Below are 17351 nucleotides of genomic sequence, written 5' to 3' on the forward strand. Positions count from 1 at the left end.
GCAAGCCGAAAGGTGTCAATGTCCAATCTGCAAACCCGTATTCTCACCGCCATCGTGCTCGGCGCATTGGCCTTGTGGCTGACCTGGGTAGGCGGGTTGGGTTTCACGCTTTTCGCTATCGCTATCGGTCTGGCGATGTTCTACGAATGGACGGCGCTGAGCGCTCCACGTCAAACATCGTTTTCGCGGGTTTTCGGCTGGCTCTGGCTGGTCCTGACAGCCATCCTTCTTATTCTGGACCGCAGCGCGTTGCTGACCATCGGCACGCTTTTGCTGGGAACGCTGATTCTTCTCGCCACGCAGTGGAAAACCGGGCGTGGCTGGCCTGCCGCCGGACTTTTCTATGCCGGGTTCTCGGCGATATCGCTTTCGCTCCTGCGCGGTGACGAGCCCTTCGGCTTTACGGCCATCGTTTTTCTGTTCGCCGTCGTCTGGTCCACTGACATCGCAGCCTATTTCAATGGTCGCGCTTTGGGCGGGCCAAAGCTTGCGCCGCGTTTTTCGCCCAACAAGACATGGTCTGGCGCTATTGGCGGTGCTGCGGCGGCGGTCGCTGGCGGCATTCTGGTCGCTTCGCTGGTGGCGACACCGGGTAGCCTGATCGTGCCGTTGCTGGCGCTTCTGCTCTCTATCGTTTCGCAGATCGGCGATCTGGCGGAATCCTGGGTGAAGCGCCAGTTCGGCGCCAAGGATTCTGGCCGTCTTCTGCCGGGGCATGGTGGCGTGCTGGACCGTGTGGATGGGCTTGTCGCCGCCGCTGCACTTCTATACCTCTTTGGTGCCGTGATTGCGGAGCCGGATGTGCCATCTGCTATCTTTTTCAGTTTCTAAGCGGCAGACGATTCGTAGAGTACGAGGGTCGATGCCGTGCTGTGGCCGCTGTCGATCACTGGGTGATTTGTAAGGAGTAGTCATTTGCAGGAGGCTCTGGCCTTTTTCTTCGGCGGTGAAAGCCTGCTTGTCGGGACAATCGTACCGTTCCTTTTCGTTCTCACAATCGTCGTATTCGTGCATGAGATGGGGCATTATCTGGTGGCGCGATGGTGCGGCATCGGTGCGCAGGCATTTTCAATTGGCTTCGGCCCCGAACTTCTCGGCTTCACCGACCGTCGTGGAACCCGCTGGAAGCTCTCTGCAATCCCGCTTGGCGGCTATGTGAAGTTCATTGGCGATGAAAGCGAAACCAGTTCGCCCGTCGGTGTGGCTAACAATGCACTGAGCGAGGAGGATCGCAAGCGCGCGTTCCACACTCAGCCGGTCTGGAAACGTGCGGCAACGGTTTTTGCCGGTCCTGCTTTCAATATCATCCTGACCATCGTGATTTTCAGCGTCTTCTTTGCGCTTTATGGGCGGCAGATCGCCGATCCCCTGATTGCGGGCGTTCAGCCGAACAGCCCGGCTGCGGCTGCCGGTTTTGAACCCGGTGATCGCTTTATCAGCGTTGAGGGCGAGAAGATCACCACTTTTGCCGATGTACAGCGCATCGTTTCGGGCCGTGCAGGCGATACGCTCGACTTCACGGTGGAGCGCGGCGGCAAGATGGTTGATCTCAAGGCGACGCCCGCAACCGTCGAGAGAACCGATCCGCTCGGCAACAAGGTGAAGCTTGGCGCCATCGGTGTCGAGACCACGGAAGCGGTCGGCAATTTCCGCCGTATTGAATATGGTCCGCTCGAATCAGTCGGGCAGGCGGTGATGGAAACGGGCTTCATCATCAGCCGCACAGGTGAGTTTTTCACACGTTTCGCCTTTGGCCGTGAGGACAAGTGTCAGCTCGGTGGGCCGGTCAAGATCGCCAATATGGCGAGCAAGGCGGCGAGCGCCGGCTTTGACTGGTTGATACAATTGACGGCTATGCTCTCCATCGGGATCGGGCTTTTGAACCTGTTTCCCCTGCCGCCGCTGGATGGCGGGCATCTGGTTTTCTACGCGGTCGAAGCGGTCAAGGGCAGCCCGGTTTCACCGGCGGCGCAGGAAATTTTCTACCGCATCGGATTCCTTCTTGTGATGGGATTTATGGGGTTCGTACTTTTCAACGACCTCTTTGCCTGCTAGATCAAATGCCGACTGTCTCAGGCAGCGGTCCTAGGAATTGAAATCTTGGGGGATGACGATCTTGGGGATTATTGGCCAGACCGGCTTGTCCGGTTAAGCTGACTGCAGTGAGGCGACGCTTTGACCGACGGAGGCCGGGCAAGGTGTTAAACAGAAGTGAACATTGGGAGCGACGACCAGAAAAGCTAAGCAATCTGTTTACCATAACTCACAATTCGCGTGGCATGGATGCCACGCTTGTTGCCTAAGTAAACAGAATTTAACCGCAACGCTTGCTTGTATGGAAAAACCGGCTAATACGGTTGTATCTGTACGCATTTTTCTGGGTTAATCGTCCCGGGGACAGAAACGAAGGTTCGGAAAGCCTATGACGGCAAGTTCTAAATTCTTTGGCGCCGCGTCCGCGCTCGCCATGTCGGTGGCTCTAGTGGCTTCGGGTACTGCTGCGCTCTCGCTCGCATCCGTGAATGTCGCGGAAGCTGCCGTTGTGAGCCGTATCGATGTTCGCGGTAATACGCGCGTTGATGCTCAGACCATTCGCGACAATATCGACATTCGTCCGGGTAAAGCCTTCACCAGCGCCGATATCGATGCCGCTGTGAAGCGTCTTTTCGGCATGGGCCTGTTTTCCGATGTTCGCATCAACCAGTCTGGCAGCACGCTTGTCGTGACCGTCAGTGAGCGTTCCGTGGTCAACAACGTCCTGTTCCAGGGTAATAAGAAGATCAAGGATCCTGACCTGACGCGCGCCGTGCAGCTGAAGCCGCGTTCGCCTTTCGATGCGGCGACGATGGAATCGGACAAGGAAACGATCAAGGCTGCCTATGCACGTATCGGACGCAGCGATGCGACGGTTAATGCGCGCACTGTCGATCTCGGTCAGGGTCGCGTCAACGTTGTCTATGAAGTCAATGAAGGCTCGCGCACCAAGATCGAAAATATCGAATTCGTCGGCAATCAGGCCTATAGCGGTCGCCGTCTGCGCGACGTCATCTCCACCAAGCGTTCGAACCCGCTGTCGTGGCTGACCCGTAATGACGTTTATGACGAAGGCCGTTTGCAGGCTGATGAAGAAACGCTGCGTCGCTTCTATTACAATCGTGGTTATGCCGATTTCCGCGTTGTTTCGTCGAATGCGGTTCTCGATCCGGCTACCAATGAATACACGATTACGATCACCGTCGATGAAGGTCAGCGTTACACCTTCGGCGATGTGAGTGTTGAAAGCACCGTTGATGGCGTCAATACAGACGCTTTGTCCGGTCTCGTGAAGACCCGTTCGGGTCGCGCCTATAGCGCCAAGGAAGTTGAAGATTCCGTTCTGGCTGTAACTGAAAGTGTTGCCGGCAGCGGTTATGCCTTCGCCAAGGTTGAGCCACGCGGTGACCGCAACTTCGAGAATCGCACGATCTCGGTTGTCTATAGCGTTGATCAGGGTCCGCGCGCTTATATCCAGCGCATCGAAATCCGCGGCAACGACAAGACGCGCGATTACGTGATTCGTCGTGAGTTCGACATGAACGAAGGCGATGCCTTCAATCAGGTCATGGTGCAGCGCGCCAAGCGTCGCCTTGAGGCTCTGGACTTCTTCCAGACCGTCAACATCTCGACCGCTCCGGGTTCCGAGCCGGACCAGGTGATTCTGGTTGTGGATGTTGTCGAAAAGTCGACGGGTGAATTCTCCATCGGTGGCGGTTACACCACCGGCGGCGAAACGCCGGGTGCGTCTGTCGAAGGTGCAATCACTGAGCGTAACTTCCTCGGTCGCGGCCAGTATATCCGTCTCAGCGCCGGTGCCGGTCAGGACGATATGCGCAATTACGGCCTGTCCTTCACGGAACCGTATTTCCTTGGCTATCGCATTTCGGCTGGCTTCGACGTATTCCGTCGCAGCTATCGCGTGAACGATGACTACGACGTCGAGCAGACTGGCGGTACGATTCGCTTCGGTCTTCCGGTCACGGAAAACTTCTCGGTCGGTCTCGCTTACAACCTGGTTCAGGAAAAGTATGACCTGTTCCGCGACAATATTGCTGATTACTATGCGCCTGCTCTGCAGGAAGCTGCAGAAAACAGCCCATGGCTTCGCTCGTCGGTCAGCTATTCGCTGACGTATAACACCATCGATGACATGAAGAATCCGCATGAAGGCCTCTTTGGCAAGTTCACGCAGGAATTTGCAGGTCTTGGTGGCGATGCGAAGTTCCTGAAGACGACTTTCAAGGGTAACTACTATAAGACGCTGGCGCAGGAAGCCGACATTGTCGGTATGCTGGGTGTCGGTGGTGGTTACATCCACGAATTCGGCGACGACGGCGTTCGTATCTTCGACTTGTTCAAGAACAATTCGGATATCATTCGCGGCTTCAAGTTCAACGGCATTGGTCGTTACCAGGATTCTGCCAGCGGCCAGCGTTACTGGATGGGCGGCACGACCTACATCAACGGTACGGCTGAAGTGCAGTTCCCGATGCCTGTCGTACCGGAAAGCCTCGGTATCCGTGGGGCATTCTTCGCTGATGCGGCCATGCTCTATGGCGGTGACGACGTGTTGGGTAATCAGCCGGTTCTCGGCGACGACAAGAAGCTTCGCGCTTCGGTCGGTCTCAGCCTGATGTGGGCTTCGCCGTTCGGTCCGTTGCGCTTCGACTACGCATTCCCGGTCGCGAAGGCTGATACTGATAAGGTTCAGAACTTCAACTTCGGTGTTTCGACCAAGTTCTAACCGATTTGCCTTTCCCCGGGGCGGCTACGCCCCGGGAGAGAAAGTGTACTGATGGCAGATCCCGTCTTTTTCTCGCCTTCTCGTGAACTCACGATTGGCGATGTTGCTGATTTCACCGGTGCAAGACTTCGTGACCCGAAGCTTGCACCGCGTTCTGTTGAGCGTCTGGCTTCCATGAAGGATGCCGGAGAGGGTTCGCTTATCTTCGTGGAAGGTAAGAAAAATGCCGAAGCGCTGGCCGGTATCAAAGCCGCTGGCGTTCTCTGCAAGGAAGATGTCGCTCCAAGCGTTCCTTCGCATATGGCAGCCCTGATTACCCGCAATCCGCATCGCGATTTTTCCGCCGTTGGGCGCATGCTGTTTCCGACCTCGGCCAAGATGGAAAGCTGGCTTGGCGAAACCGGCATTTCCCCGCAGGCTTTTATCCACCCTTCAGCGCATGTCGAAGATGGCGCGACCGTTGAAGCGGGCGCGGTGATCGGCAAGGGCGTCACCATCGGTTCAGGCACGTTGATTGCTGCAACGGCGGTGATCGGCGAGAATTGCCAGATTGGACGCGACAGCTATGTCGGGCCTGGTGTGACGATCCAGTGCGCTTTTATCGGCAATCGTGTTTTGTTGCATCCCGGCGTGCGTATCGGTCAGGACGGTTTCGGCTATGTCCCCGGCGCTGCAGGACTTGATAAAGTTCCACAGATCGGTCGGGTTGTTATTCAGGACAATGTCGAGATCGGAGCCAATACGACGGTTGATCGCGGGTCGCTGAGCGACACGGTGATCGGTGAGGGCTCCAAAATCGATAATCTCGTCCAGATTGCGCATAATGTGCGCATCGGTCGTTTTTGTCTCATTGCCGCGCATTGCGGTATTTCCGGAAGTTGCGTGATCGGCGACGGGACCATGCTTGGCGGTCGCGTCGGTCTTGCGGATCACCTGATTATCGGCTCGGGCGTGCAGATTGCCGCTGCGAGCGGTGTTATGAACGATATACCCGATGGAGAACGTTGGGGAGGTCTTCCCGCACGTCCTATCAAGCAATGGTTCCGCGATATCGCGAACATTCGCAGCATCGGGCAATCAAGAAAGGAGCAATCCTCAGATGAGTGATACGGAACAGACGAAACTCGAAGCGGCGGATATTCAGGATCTTCTGGCAGTGTTGCCGCACCGATATCCCTTTCTGCTGATTGACCGGATCGTGGATATTGATGGCGATCGTTCGGCAACCGGCATAAAGAATGTCACGATCAATGAGCCGCATTTTACCGGGCATTTCCCGGAAAAGCCGATCATGCCGGGTGTTCTGATTATCGAAGCCATGGCGCAGACCGCTGGTGCCATCTCGCTGCTGCAGCGCAAGACCGGTCGCCCGGGCGTGGTCTATTTTATGACGATCGACAATGCGAAGTTCCGCCGTCCGGTTGTTCCGGGCGATCGCCTGCTTCTGCATGTCAAGAAAACCAAACAGCGCGCCAATATTTCCAAATATGAGTGCGTGGCTGAGGTTGATGGTGTGAAAGTTGCTGAAGCGGAAGTCGCGGCGATGATCAACGCCGGTGAAGAAAGCCAGTGAGCATTATAATGAACGAAACAATCATTCACCCCACCGCTCTTGTCGAGCCGGGTGTGGAACTGGGCCAGGGTGTGTCTGTAGGCCCCTTCTGTCATATTCAATCGGGCGCTGTCATCGGCGACAATTCCGTCCTGATGAGCCATGTGGTGATCACAGACGCGACCACGCTTGGCGCGGGCGCGAAGGTCTATCCGCATGCCGTTCTCGGCTGCGATCCGCAGAACAACAAGCATAAAGGCGGCCCGACCACGCTGAAGATCGGCGCGAATTGCATGATCCGCGAAGGCGTCACCATGCACCGTGGCTCCGACAGTGCGCGCGGCTATACTTCGGTCGGCGACGACTGCTCCTTCCTCGCTTATGCCCATGTGGCGCATGATTGCGATATCGGCGATCATGTCACTTTCTCGAACAATGTGATGATCGGCGGTCATACGACCATCGAACACCATGCCATTTTGGGCGGCGGTGCGGCTGTGCACCAGTTCGTGCGCGTCGGACACCATGCGTTCATCGGCGGCATGGCTGCCGTGGTAGGCGATGTCATCCCTTATGGCATGGCCATCGGCAATCATGCGCATCTGGGCGGGCTCAACATCGTCGGCATGAAGCGTTCCGGCATGGAGCGCAAGGAAATTCACAATCTGCGCCATGCCGTGCGTATGCTGTTCGACCGTACCAAGCCGGTGCGCGACCGTACCATCGACGTACTCGCAGCTTTCCCGGATTCTCAGGCGGTCGCCGATATGATTGCCTTTATCAGTGCCGATACGAAACGCGCCTATACCACGCCACCGCTCGATGCGGCTCATGGTGGACTCGGGCATGACAGCGACGAAAGCTGAAAACTTGGCGCGTCAGTCCGTCGATGGCGGGCGTGTCGGTATTATTGCGGGCAACGGCCTGTTGCCCATTGCCGTGGCTGAGGCGCTTCAAAACGCTGACACACCGCCCTTTCTCGTTCCCTTGCGTGAAGAAGCCGACCGGGTGCTCTATAATTATGAGCATCAGGAAGTATCGGTTGTCGAATTTGCAAAGCTTGTTCGCTCCATGAAAGCGGCTGGCGTTTCGCGAGTTGTCCTGGCAGGAGGCGTGCGCAGCAGGCCGCATCTCAGTGACCTCAAGCTCGACTGGCCGACGTTGCGGGCTGTGCCGCATGTGTTTCGCGCGCTTGGGCAAGGCGACGACGCTTTGCTGCGGGCCTTTATCGGCCTGTTGGAATCATTCGGCTTCAAGGTGGTTGGTGCCCATGAAGTCGTGCCCGATCTTCTGTCTCCGTCGCCCGCTCGCATTCTTACCAAGGTTGCGCCGGATGCGCGTGAAGCGGGAAATATTAAGCTGGCTATGGAATCGGCTTTGCGGCTCGGCGATCTCGATGTCGGGCAGGGCGCTGTCGCTGTCGGCGGACGGGTGGTGGCGCTGGAAGGCGCGGAGGGCACCGATCTAATGATTGAGCGCGTCCGTGAACTGCGTGAAGCCGGGCGTATTCCCAAGCGCGGAGGAGTGCTTGTGAAAATGGCCAAACCCCGTCAGGATGAACGCGCGGATTTGCCTGCCATTGGTATTTCCACTGTGCTTAATGCTAAACGCGCCGGTCTCGCCGGGATTGCAGTTGAGGCCCGGCGTACATTTATTCTAGGCTTCGGCGACACCATTGCGGCGGCCAATGAAGGCGGCCTCTTCATAGAGACGATCAGTCGACACGAGAAGGACAGTTAAGGGTGAGCAACACCAGCCGGCCATTGAAAATAGCAATCGTGGCCGGTGAAGAATCCGGCGATCTTCTTGGTGCTGACCTGATTGACGCCTTGCGTCTTCAGACCGACAGGCTAGTGGATCTGGTCGGTGTCGGTGGCGATCATCTGGCCGCGCGGGGTCTGAAAACCTTTTTCGACCCGCATGAAATCGCTTTGATGGGGCTTGGTGCCATCATCAAAAACTTGCCGGGACTGGTGTTGCGCATTCGGCAGACTGCACGGCAGATCGTGGCGGAAAAGCCGGATTGTGTTCTGCTGATCGATAGTCCGGATTTTACGCATCGCGTCGCAAAAAAGATCAGAGCCGCCGATCCCTCCATTCCAATCGTCAAGTATATCGCGCCCAGTGTCTGGGCGTGGCGTCCGCAGCGCGCACGTGCGATGCGCGCCTATATCGATCATGTGCTGACGGTTTTGCCGTTCGAGGTCGATGTGATGGAGCGGCTGAATGGACCGCAGGCAACCTATGTCGGGCATCGCCTGTCGAGTTATGCGCCGATCATTGAGACGCGCGCGGCGCAGCTTGCGCTGGAGCCGCAACGATCGGAAGCCGGCAAACATACGCTATTGCTTCTGCCCGGTTCTCGCCGCACGGAAATCCAGATGTTGATGGAGCCTTTCGGCAGAGCGGTCGAAGAGCTGTCGCAGCGCGTGGAAAAACTCGAAGTCATTCTGCCTACCTTGCCGCGCATCGAAGCGATGGTGCGCGATCTGTCGCGGGACTGGGCGGTGAAGCCGCTGATCGTCGTGGGTGACGAGGAGAAGTGGAAGGCTTTTGCGCGGGCCGATGCAGCACTTGCCGCGTCAGGCACCGTATCGCTGGAACTGGCGCTGTCGCGCATTCCGAGCGTGCTTTCCTACAAGGCAGACTGGTTTGCGCGCAAATTCCTGATGCCGAAGATCACAATCTGGAGCGCGGCATTGCCCAATATCATTGCCGATGAACCGGTGGTGCCGGAGTTTTTCAATGAATTTGTGCGTCCGGGCATGCTGGCGCGCAATCTGGAGCGCCTCATGCGGCCCGGTTCAGCGCGTCAGGCGCAGCTGGATGGCTTCGACGCGGTCGCTTCGGTCATGGCGACGGAGCGGCCTTCTGGGGAAATCGGGGCGCGGGTTCTGCTGGACGCGATCGAAAAAGGTCGCAAGGGTTGAACAACTCAAATTTGGATCAAAAAGAAACCCCGGTTGCCATTGGCAGCCGGGGTTTTGTTTTCAGCGTTTGCCGCGCTTATTTGCGCTTTGCAACCGGCACGTAGTCGCGTTCCGTTGCGCCCGTGTAGAGCTGACGAGGGCGACCGATCTTCTGCTGCGGGTCTTCGATCATTTCCTTCCACTGAGCGACCCAGCCGACGGTGCGGGCGAGTGCAAAGAGAACCGTGAACATTTCGGTCGGGAAGCCGAGAGCCTTCAGCGTAATGCCGGAATAGAAGTCGATATTCGGATAGAGCTTCTTCTCGATGAAGTATTCATCCGTCAGAGCGATCTTTTCCAGTTCCATTGCAACGTCGAGCAACGGATCGTCCTTGATGCCCAGTTCGCCCAGAACTTCATGGCAGGTCTTCTGCATGATCTTGGCGCGCGGATCGTAGTTCTTGTAGACGCGGTGACCGAAGCCCATCAGACGGAACGGATCGTTCTTGTCCTTGGCGCGGGCGACGAATTCCGGAATGCGATCCACCGAGCCGATTTCGGCCAGCATGTTGAGCGCTGCTTCGTTTGCGCCGCCATGGGCAGGGCCCCAGAGGCATGCAACGCCAGCTGCGATGCAGGCGAACGGGTTGGCGCCCGACGAACCGGCAAGGCGCACGGTCGAGGTCGAAGCATTCTGTTCGTGATCGGCATGCAGGATGAAGATGCGGTCCATGGCGCGGGCCAGAACCGGATTGACCTTGTAATCCTCGCAAGGAACGCCAAAGCACATGTGCAGGAAGTTCGAAGCGAAATCGAGGTCGTTCTTCGGATACATGAACGGCTGGCCGATATGGTACTTATAGGCCATTGCGGCGAGCGTCGGCACCTTAGCGATCAGGCGGATGGAAGCGACCATGCGCTGATGCGGATCGGTGATGTCGGTCGAGTCGTGGTAGAAGGCGGACATGGCGCCCACACAACCGACCATCACGGCCATCGGATGCGCATCGCGGCGGAAGCCGGTGAAGAAGCGCGTCATCTGTTCATGGATCATCGTGTGACGGGTCACGCGATAATCGAAATCCGCCTTCTGGGTTGCCGTCGGCAGTTCACCGTAAAGCAGCAGGTAGCAGGTTTCGAGGAAGTCGCCATGTTCGGCGAGCTGGTCGATCGGATAGCCGCGATAGAGCAGGGTGCCTTCGTCGCCATCGATATAGGTGATCTTGGATTCGCAGGAAGCGGTCGAGGTGAAACCCGGATCGTAGGTAAAGGCATGCGAATTCTTGTAAAGTGGACCGATGTCGACGACGTCCGGCCCGACAGTGCCTTGTCGCACAGGCAGATCGAACGTATTGCCGTCGAGAGTAAAGCTGGCTGTCTTAGCTGACATCATGTTTCCTTTCATGTCCACTTTGCCGCCGCAGGCGGCAGTATTGCATTCGCTGCTATAACTTGTCTCGTATCTCTTGGCGGGCCCCGAAAGACTGCGGGATGCCCGATTTTTAACGCATTACGGCTACGATTTTGACCGCCAAACTATCCCAAACCGTCCGCGATGCAATGCGAAATTTGAACTATTTATATGCCGTTCGTCACGTCAGCGTGAATGATAGCACCTTAACCGATTTGATCGCGAATACGGCCCAAGGACTCGTCGCGACCCAGCACGAAAAGCACATCGAACACACCCGGTGAAGTAGCGCGCCCGGTAAGGGCGGCACGCAACGGTTGCGCAATCTTGCCGAGTTTCAGTCCGGTTTTTTCTGCATGGGCGCGAACCACAGCGTCCAGTGATTCAATGGTCCACTCGCCGGCAACTTCCAGATCCGGCAGCACCGATTTCAGAACGGCGCGACCTTCTTCATTGAGAAGTGAGGCGGCCTTTTCATCGAGATCGAGCGGGCGCGCTGCGAAAATGAATTTTGCACCGTCGGCAAGTTCAACGAGCGTCTTGGCGCGGTCCTTCAGGCCGGACATGGCCGTGAGCAGCTGCGCGCTGCGCTTGTCATCGAGCGCTGCGGCCAGCTCTTTACCACCTTCGATTTCCGGCAGAACGGCAACAAGGGCATCAAACAGCGCCTTGTCGTCGCTGCCGCGCATATAAAGACCGTTGATCGCTTCGAGCTTCTGGAAGTCGAAACGGGCAGCGCCCTTGTTGATGTCCTTCACGTCGAACCATTCGATCATCTGTTCGGTCGACATGATTTCGTCATCGCCGTGGCTCCAGCCGAGACGGACGAGATAATTGCGCAATGCTGCGGGCAGATAGCCCATGGCGCGATAAGCATCGACGCCAAGAGCGCCATGACGCTTGGAAAGCTTTGCACCGTCCGCACCGTGGATCAGCGGAATATGCGACATTTGCGGCACGTCCCAGCCCATGGCGTCATAGATGACAGTCTGGCGGGCTGCATTGGTCAAATGATCGTCGCCGCGAATGATATGGGTGACGCCCATGTCGTGGTCGTCAACGACAACCGCGTGCATATAGGTCGGTGTGCCATCGGAACGCAGAATGATGAAATCATCGAGATCCTTGTTGGGGAAGCGAATATCGCCCTGCACGGCGTCGCGCACGAGCGTTTCGCCTTCCTGCGGCGCCTTAATGCGAATGACAGGCTTTACACCTGCAGGCGCTTCGGACGGGTCGCGGTCACGCCAGCGGCCATCATAACGCGGCGGGCGGCCTTCGGCACGCGCTTTTTCGCGCATTTCTTCCAGCTCTTCCGGCGTCGTGTAGCAGTAATAGGCTTTGCCGAGAGCAACCAGTTCCTCGGCGACTTCGCGGTGGCGCGGCGCGCGCTCGAACTGCGAGATCGCGTCACCTTCCCAGTCGAGGCCGAGCCAGGTCAGGCCGTCGAGAATGGCGGCGGTGGCGGCATCAGTGGAACGTTCACGGTCGGTGTCTTCGATACGCAGCAGCATCTTGCCGCCGGTATGCTTGGCATAGAGCCAGTTGAACAGGGCCGTGCGGGCACCGCCGATATGAAGATAACCCGTGGGCGAAGGGGCAAAACGGGTGACGACCGGTTTCGACATGGTAGCTCCACTTTATCGCGCGCCCGTCAAGACAGCGGCAATTGCCGGGGCAGGGGCGCAAACTGAATTCTGATGCTCGCCGCCAAAGAGCGAGGGCGAGGATTTCTATAACGAAACCCTCTCGATTTCGACTGGCGTTCATGTAGCATAGGCAGCATTGTGCGCAAGGGCTTCGCGTTTGTTTCGGCTCCTTGCGACATTGTTCTTTTGGGGTATTTCGACAAAAAGACCTTTTTTTGCAGTCAGGCGGGGGCATGACGCGCATAGGTGATATGGCGGAAGCAAATGAGCGGGCGCTTGTCAAAAGCCTGCCTGACGGCTTGACGCGCTCATATCTTCCCGAGCCGTGGCCTGACCCTGCAATTGCGCCTGCCGAACGCCGCGACCGCGATCCGTCGCAAATCCCGACGCCGGATGATGGCCGCAGCGCCGTCAAAAGCCTTGCGCGCAGGGCTCCCGCCGCCTTTGCGGAAGCTGTCAGTCTGGAAGCGGCGCGCGGGATTTTCTTTCTGCTGATTCCGATTTTCAGCGGCCTTGGCGCGATTGCCTATTTCACCGTGTCATTTGAACCGGATTGGACGCCGGTGCTGGCGCTTCTCACCGGACTGGCTGTCATCCGGCTCCTCGCGCGGAAGCATTTCCTTGTTGCGCAGATACTGACGCTGGCGCTGGCTTTCCAGCTGGGTCTTGTCAGCGGAAAATGGGAAACCGAACGCAGGGCGACGCCGATGCTCGGTTCCGATGTTTCAACACGCATAACAGGCCGTGTCGTTGCGCTGGAAGCGCAGGATAATGGCAGCTGGCGTATTACCCTTGATTTGCTGGCAACAGAACGCCCGAAACTGCGCTTTGCACCGGAACGTATCCGTATCAATGCGCGCGATATACCTGCTGAAACAACGATTGGCGGCGGCTTGACCGGTTTTGCGCGGCTGCGGGTGCCGTCAGGCCCGGTCCGCCCCGGCAATTATGATTTTTCTTTTCACGCCTATTTCAACGGTATTGGTGCAAACGGCTTCTTTCTGGGGAACCCAAAGACGGCGCATGTCCCGCCGCAAACAAGCCTGATCGCTGCGATCAGTGAGTGGGTCGCCTTGCTGCGCGTGCGCGTTTCGGAGCGGGTGGAGGAGGTGATTGGCGGCGAGGACGGCAATGTCACAGCCGCATTGATCGCTGGAACGCGCGGCGGCATCAGTGAGGAAACCAACGAAAATCTGCGCAAGGCGGGTCTCGCGCATATTCTTTCCATATCGGGGCTGCACATGGCACTGGCGGCGGGGGTCGTCATGTTTGTCCTCCGGTCTGGTTTTGCGCTCTTTCCCGCGTTCAGTGTGCGCCATCCGGTCAAAAAATACGCGGCATTCCTGTCCCTGCTGAGCTGTACGTTCTATCTCGCCATGTCTGGAGCGGATGTGGCCGCACAGCGCAGCTATGTGATGATCGCCGTGATGCTCAGCGCGTTATTGTTCGACCGGGCTGCGATCAGCATGCGCAATCTGGCAATCGCCGGAATGGTGACCATCGCGATTTCACCGCATGAAATATTGGGGCCTAGTTTTCAAATGTCCTATTCGGCGACAGCTGCCCTGATCGCCGGTTATGCCTGGTGGAGCGCGCGCAAGGCCAAGAAGCTGCAGGATATGGAAAGGCGCGTTGCAGCGCCAGTCGGCGGATTGGCAGCCAAGGCGTTGAATTTTGTCTTTGCCGCTGCAGGAACGTCGTTATTGGCTGGGCTTGCAAGCGGTATTTTCGCTGCCTACCACTTCAACAATACCGCACCGTTGGGGCTGATTGGCAATGTGCTGGCTGATCCGGTGATTGCCGTTCTGGTCATGCCCTTTGCTGTTTTCGGTTTGGTGTTGATGCCGCTCGGTCTCGACTGGATACCATTGTCCCTTGCTGGTTCCGGTGTGTGGATCGTGCGCGAGATTGCAAGTTTCGTGGCGTCCTGGTCCCCGGAAGGCAATCCGGGCGCGATGCCGCTCACAGCGCTTGCTTTCTGGACCATAGCGCTTGTGATTGCGGTCCTGTTCACAACCAGATTCAAGATTCTCGCTTTACCATTTGTTTTATTGGGATTTATCGCCTTTGTACGCGAGCCGTTTCCAGATGTCGTGATCTCGGAAGATGCTAAGCTGGTTGGGGTTCGACTGTCCGATGGGCGTTTTGCCGTGAACCGCGACAGACCATCCAAGTTCACGGTCGATAATTGGCAAACTGCCTATCTCGCATCGCAATTTCTGATACCGCAACACGCAAAGGACCGGCTCAGAGGAATCCCGACGGACGGCTTTATCTGCGAGGATGGATTGTGCACGATCACGCTGCGCGACGGGCGCGTGCTTGTATATACGGCTGATCCGACAGTTCAGGATATCGCCTGTGACATTGGCGATGTGATTATTCTGGCTGTAGCTGGCGAAATGCCAGGATGCACGCGCACGAATAAGCTCGTTCTCAACCGGCGTGATCTGGCCTTGCGCGGGACGGTTGAAATCAAATTGGGTGACAAGAAAGACGCCGCCAATGTTCCCACCGTGAAGCTTTCAAGCACCTCGCCCGACGAAAGCGGCGCTCCACCGCAACAGCCCAGATTTGCTGATCCGCGTTACGACGACACGCTGGCCTTCGCCATCGATGAGCCACGGCGTCCGTGGCATCTATTTCGGCTCTATTCCCGCGCAGCGCGGGGACTGCCAGATTGGGAATATAAAAAGAAAAGGACTGCGCAGGTGGTGGTGTCAAATTGTCCGGCTGATGACAATCAGGAGCCGGGCAAATGTGAATGACCGCATGGCGGCTATGAGATCAGTTATTCCGGCAGTCCGGTAAACTACCATTGCGACCCAAATCGCCCAAAACGGACAACCTCTGATCAATACCGGCGGATCAGACCGACCAGCTTGCCCTGTACGCGCACGCGGTCGGGACCGAAGATGCGCGTTTCGTAAGCGGGGTTTGCCGCTTCAAGCGCAATCGACGCACCCTTGCGGCGGAAGCGCTTCAAGGTCGCTTCTTCATCATCGACCAGAGCCACGACAATCTCGCCCGGATTGGCCATGTCACCGCGCTTGATGATCACCGTGTCACCGTCGAAAATTCCGGCATCGATCATCGAGTCACCTTTGACCTCCAGCGCATAATGTTCGCCCGCGCCGATCATTTCCGGCGGAAGGCTGAGCGAATGCGTCTGGTTCTGAATGGCGGAGATCGGCACACCGGCAGCGATGCGTCCCATGACAGGCACCGACACGGTTGCCGACACATCGTCATTGATCGCAACCGGGGCAGGGCGCAATGGTTGCGCGGGCGCAGGCGGCGCCTTGCCCAGACTGCCTTCAATGACGCTCGGTGCGAATTTCTTCTGCGCGTTCAGCCCCGGTGCAATCGAATCCGGTAGCCGCAGCACCTCAAGGGCACGCGCTCGGTTCGGCAGTCTGCGAATAAAACCGCGTTCTTCCAGAGCGGTGATCAGCCGATGTATGCCCGACTTGGAAGCAAGATCGAGCGCCTCCTTCATTTCGTCAAAAGATGGCGGAATGCCCGTTTCTTTCAGACGGTCATGAATGAACAGCAGAAGCTCGTGCTGCTTACGGGTCAACATGCGCGACACCCTCCGGCCAGATAAGAATCGAGAAAAACAAAACCAGAACGAACACTATATGTTCCAGTCTTGTTCTGCAATGGTTTTAAAATGATTAACGGGTGCGCGCCTTGTTGCGGTTCTGTTCACGGAAGGGTGTGAGGTGGGGCTCGGTGTTTGATGAAACGGTTTGTTTTCAAACAATTACGTTTGTTACTTCGTGTTCATTCGAGGTTGTGAAAGCGCGGCTTTTCACACCTATCAGCGCAACATCAGAACACGGCACGGTGTGCCCGCAGCGGCTGCCGGGGCATTTTCATCACGAATGAGCAGTGCATTGCAACCGACAAGGGCCGTCAGCATGGACGAGTCCTGTACTGGAAACGGTGTCACCAGCAGTGTTCCATCGCTTTGTGATTCGACCGTTGCGCGCACAAAATCGCGGCGATGGTCATTGGCGGGCATCGCCTGACCGAGTTTCGCCGGGCGGATATCCGCCGTCAAATCGGTGCCTGCAAGTTTCGCGATAAGCGGACGGAGAAAAACCAGACTGCAAACAAGACTTGAAACCGGATTGCCTGGCAGGCCGATTATGTGAACGGTTTTGCCATTGACGGTCTTGCGTCCATACATCAGCGGCTTTCCGGGGCGCATGGCGATTTTCCAGAAGTCCAGTTCGACACCGCAATTGCGTAATGCGCCATGGACGTAATCGCGGTCACCGACCGAGGCGCCGCCGATGGTCACCAGTACGTCGATGCCGCTGTCGAGAGCGGAGGCGATAGCCGCTTCGATCTGAGCCGGATCGTCCGGAATGATTCCCATATCTTCAGGCTTGCCACCGGCGCGGCGCACGATTTCGGCAATGCCGACGCTGTTTGACGCGACAATCTGGTCCGGGCCGGGGTCGGCTCCCGGCGGCACAAGTTCGTCGCCGGTGGCCAAAATAGAAATGCGAGGTTTGCGAAACACATCAAGCGTTGGATTGCCGCTGGCCGCAGCCAGTGACAAAGCGGGTGCGTCCAGTTCGCGGCCAACGGACAGAACAGTCTTGCCCGGCGCAAAATCGAGACCAGCCCGGCGGATATGACGCCCCGTGGCTATGCCTTCGAGTATGGTTAGCTGATCGCCAGATCGCTCGGTATGTTCCTGGATGACAATCGTATCGGCAGCTTCCGGCATCGGTGCGCCAGTGAAAATACGCACAGCCTGTCCGGGGAGGAGTGAACCGTCGAAGCGCTTGCCAGCAGCGGATTCGCCGATAACCTTCAGTTGAAGCGGATAGGTGGTATCTGCTGGCGCAATCAAAGCATAGCCGTCCATGGCTGAGCAGTCGAAAGGCGGTTGCAGGAAATGCGCCTCAACGGCGCGGGCAACAACGCGCCCGCCCGCTTCGTTCAACGCAACGGTTTCGAGGCCATGCGGTTCTGCGGAGGAGAGTATACGCGCCAGAGCATCTTCGACCGGGAGAAGGGACATCGTATTTCC

General features: G+C 57.4%; 13 protein-coding genes. 9 read left to right on the top strand and 4 right to left on the bottom strand.

All coding sequences use genetic code 11. The annotated features are described in order from the left end of the window. Nucleotides 1-18: 18 nt before the first annotated feature. The 8 genes from WIX40_RS01995 to lpxB all read left to right on the top strand — a co-directional run bounded on the left by WIX40_RS01995 (nucleotide 19) and on the right by lpxB (nucleotide 9262). Nucleotides 19-831, top strand: a complete 813-nt coding sequence (locus WIX40_RS01995; RefSeq protein ID WP_109369168.1) for a phosphatidate cytidylyltransferase — start codon at nucleotides 19-21, stop codon at nucleotides 829-831. Between the two features lie 84 nt (nucleotides 832-915). Beyond that, complete coding sequence (rseP, locus tag WIX40_RS02000; protein WP_109369167.1) at nucleotides 916-2055, top strand: RIP metalloprotease RseP; 1140 nt, start codon at nucleotides 916-918, stop codon at nucleotides 2053-2055. 367 nt (nucleotides 2056-2422) lie between these two features. Continuing rightward, entirely contained in the window at nucleotides 2423-4780 is a 2358-nt protein-coding gene (gene bamA / locus WIX40_RS02005) for an outer membrane protein assembly factor BamA (protein WP_235858874.1), read from the top strand. 51 nt (nucleotides 4781-4831) lie between these two features. Continuing rightward, entirely contained in the window at nucleotides 4832-5887 is a 1056-nt protein-coding gene (gene lpxD / locus WIX40_RS02010; protein ID WP_109369166.1) for a UDP-3-O-(3-hydroxymyristoyl)glucosamine N-acyltransferase, read from the top strand. Then, complete coding sequence (fabZ, locus tag WIX40_RS02015) at nucleotides 5880-6353, top strand: 3-hydroxyacyl-ACP dehydratase FabZ (protein WP_109369165.1); 474 nt, start codon at nucleotides 5880-5882, stop codon at nucleotides 6351-6353. Before lpxD ends, fabZ begins: the two co-directional genes overlap by 8 nt. Before the next feature lie 8 nt (nucleotides 6354-6361). Beyond that, nucleotides 6362-7198 carry an acyl-ACP--UDP-N-acetylglucosamine O-acyltransferase gene (gene lpxA / locus WIX40_RS02020; protein ID WP_109369164.1) on the top strand — a complete coding sequence of 279 codons (837 nt, stop codon included), beginning with the start codon at nucleotides 6362-6364 and terminating at the stop codon, nucleotides 7196-7198. Then, a complete protein-coding gene (locus WIX40_RS02025; protein ID WP_109370246.1) occupies nucleotides 7179-8072 on the top strand; it encodes an LpxI family protein in 894 nt (297 codons plus the stop codon). Before lpxA ends, WIX40_RS02025 begins: the two co-directional genes overlap by 20 nt. Nucleotides 8073-8074: 2 nt before the next feature. After that, complete coding sequence (lpxB, locus tag WIX40_RS02030) at nucleotides 8075-9262, top strand: lipid-A-disaccharide synthase (RefSeq protein ID WP_109369163.1); 1188 nt, start codon at nucleotides 8075-8077, stop codon at nucleotides 9260-9262. Nucleotides 9263-9338: 76 nt separating this feature from the next. Here the strand turns inward: lpxB and gltA are convergent, their stop codons facing one another. Together gltA and gltX are read right to left on the bottom strand one after the other, a co-directional pair. Next, complete coding sequence (gene gltA, locus WIX40_RS02035; RefSeq protein ID WP_078340455.1) at nucleotides 9339-10631, bottom strand: citrate synthase; 1293 nt, start codon at nucleotides 10629-10631, stop codon at nucleotides 9339-9341. 227 nt (nucleotides 10632-10858) lie between these two features. After that, nucleotides 10859-12280 carry a glutamate--tRNA ligase gene (gene gltX, locus WIX40_RS02040; RefSeq protein ID WP_109369162.1) on the bottom strand — a complete coding sequence of 474 codons (1422 nt, stop codon included), beginning with the start codon at nucleotides 12278-12280 and terminating at the stop codon, nucleotides 10859-10861. Between the two features lie 254 nt (nucleotides 12281-12534). Between gltX and WIX40_RS02045 the strand changes: the two genes are divergently transcribed. Further along, complete coding sequence (locus WIX40_RS02045; RefSeq protein ID WP_121536252.1) at nucleotides 12535-15069, top strand: ComEC/Rec2 family competence protein; 2535 nt, start codon at nucleotides 12535-12537, stop codon at nucleotides 15067-15069. Between the two features lie 86 nt (nucleotides 15070-15155). Here the strand turns inward: WIX40_RS02045 and lexA are convergent, their stop codons facing one another. Beyond that, nucleotides 15156-15884, bottom strand: a complete 729-nt coding sequence (gene lexA / locus WIX40_RS02050; RefSeq protein WP_109369161.1) for a transcriptional repressor LexA — start codon at nucleotides 15882-15884, stop codon at nucleotides 15156-15158. Between the two features lie 240 nt (nucleotides 15885-16124). After that, nucleotides 16125-17342, bottom strand: a complete 1218-nt coding sequence (locus WIX40_RS02055; protein ID WP_109369160.1) for a molybdopterin molybdotransferase MoeA — start codon at nucleotides 17340-17342, stop codon at nucleotides 16125-16127. Between the last annotated feature and the right edge of the window lie 9 nt (nucleotides 17343-17351).

The organism is Ochrobactrum teleogrylli, assembly GCF_037482325.1.
GTDB classification, from domain to species: Bacteria; Pseudomonadota; Alphaproteobacteria; order Rhizobiales; family Rhizobiaceae; genus Brucella; species Brucella teleogrylli.

Excerpts from the sequence above, each read along its gene's own strand:
- lpxD (WP_109369166.1), top strand. The coding sequence starts at position 4,832 with ATGGCAGATCCCGTCTTTTTCTCGCCTTCTCGTGAACTCACGATTGGC.
- fabZ (WP_109369165.1), top strand. The coding sequence starts at position 5,880 with ATGAGTGATACGGAACAGACGAAACTCGAAGCGGCGGATATTCAGGAT.
- bamA (WP_235858874.1), top strand. The coding sequence starts at position 2,423 with ATGACGGCAAGTTCTAAATTCTTTGGCGCCGCGTCCGCGCTCGCCATG.
- lpxA (WP_109369164.1), top strand. The coding sequence starts at position 6,362 with ATGAACGAAACAATCATTCACCCCACCGCTCTTGTCGAGCCGGGTGTG.
- WIX40_RS02045 (WP_121536252.1), top strand. The coding sequence starts at position 12,535 with ATGACGCGCATAGGTGATATGGCGGAAGCAAATGAGCGGGCGCTTGTC.
- lexA (WP_109369161.1), bottom strand. The coding sequence starts at position 15,884 with ATGTTGACCCGTAAGCAGCACGAGCTTCTGCTGTTCATTCATGACCGT.
- WIX40_RS02055 (WP_109369160.1), bottom strand. The coding sequence starts at position 17,342 with ATGTCCCTTCTCCCGGTCGAAGATGCTCTGGCGCGTATACTCTCCTCC.
- gltX (WP_109369162.1), bottom strand. The coding sequence starts at position 12,280 with ATGTCGAAACCGGTCGTCACCCGTTTTGCCCCTTCGCCCACGGGTTAT.
- WIX40_RS01995 (WP_109369168.1), top strand. The coding sequence starts at position 19 with ATGTCCAATCTGCAAACCCGTATTCTCACCGCCATCGTGCTCGGCGCA.
- gltA (WP_078340455.1), bottom strand. The coding sequence starts at position 10,631 with ATGTCAGCTAAGACAGCCAGCTTTACTCTCGACGGCAATACGTTCGAT.
- WIX40_RS02025 (WP_109370246.1), top strand. The coding sequence starts at position 7,179 with ATGACAGCGACGAAAGCTGAAAACTTGGCGCGTCAGTCCGTCGATGGC.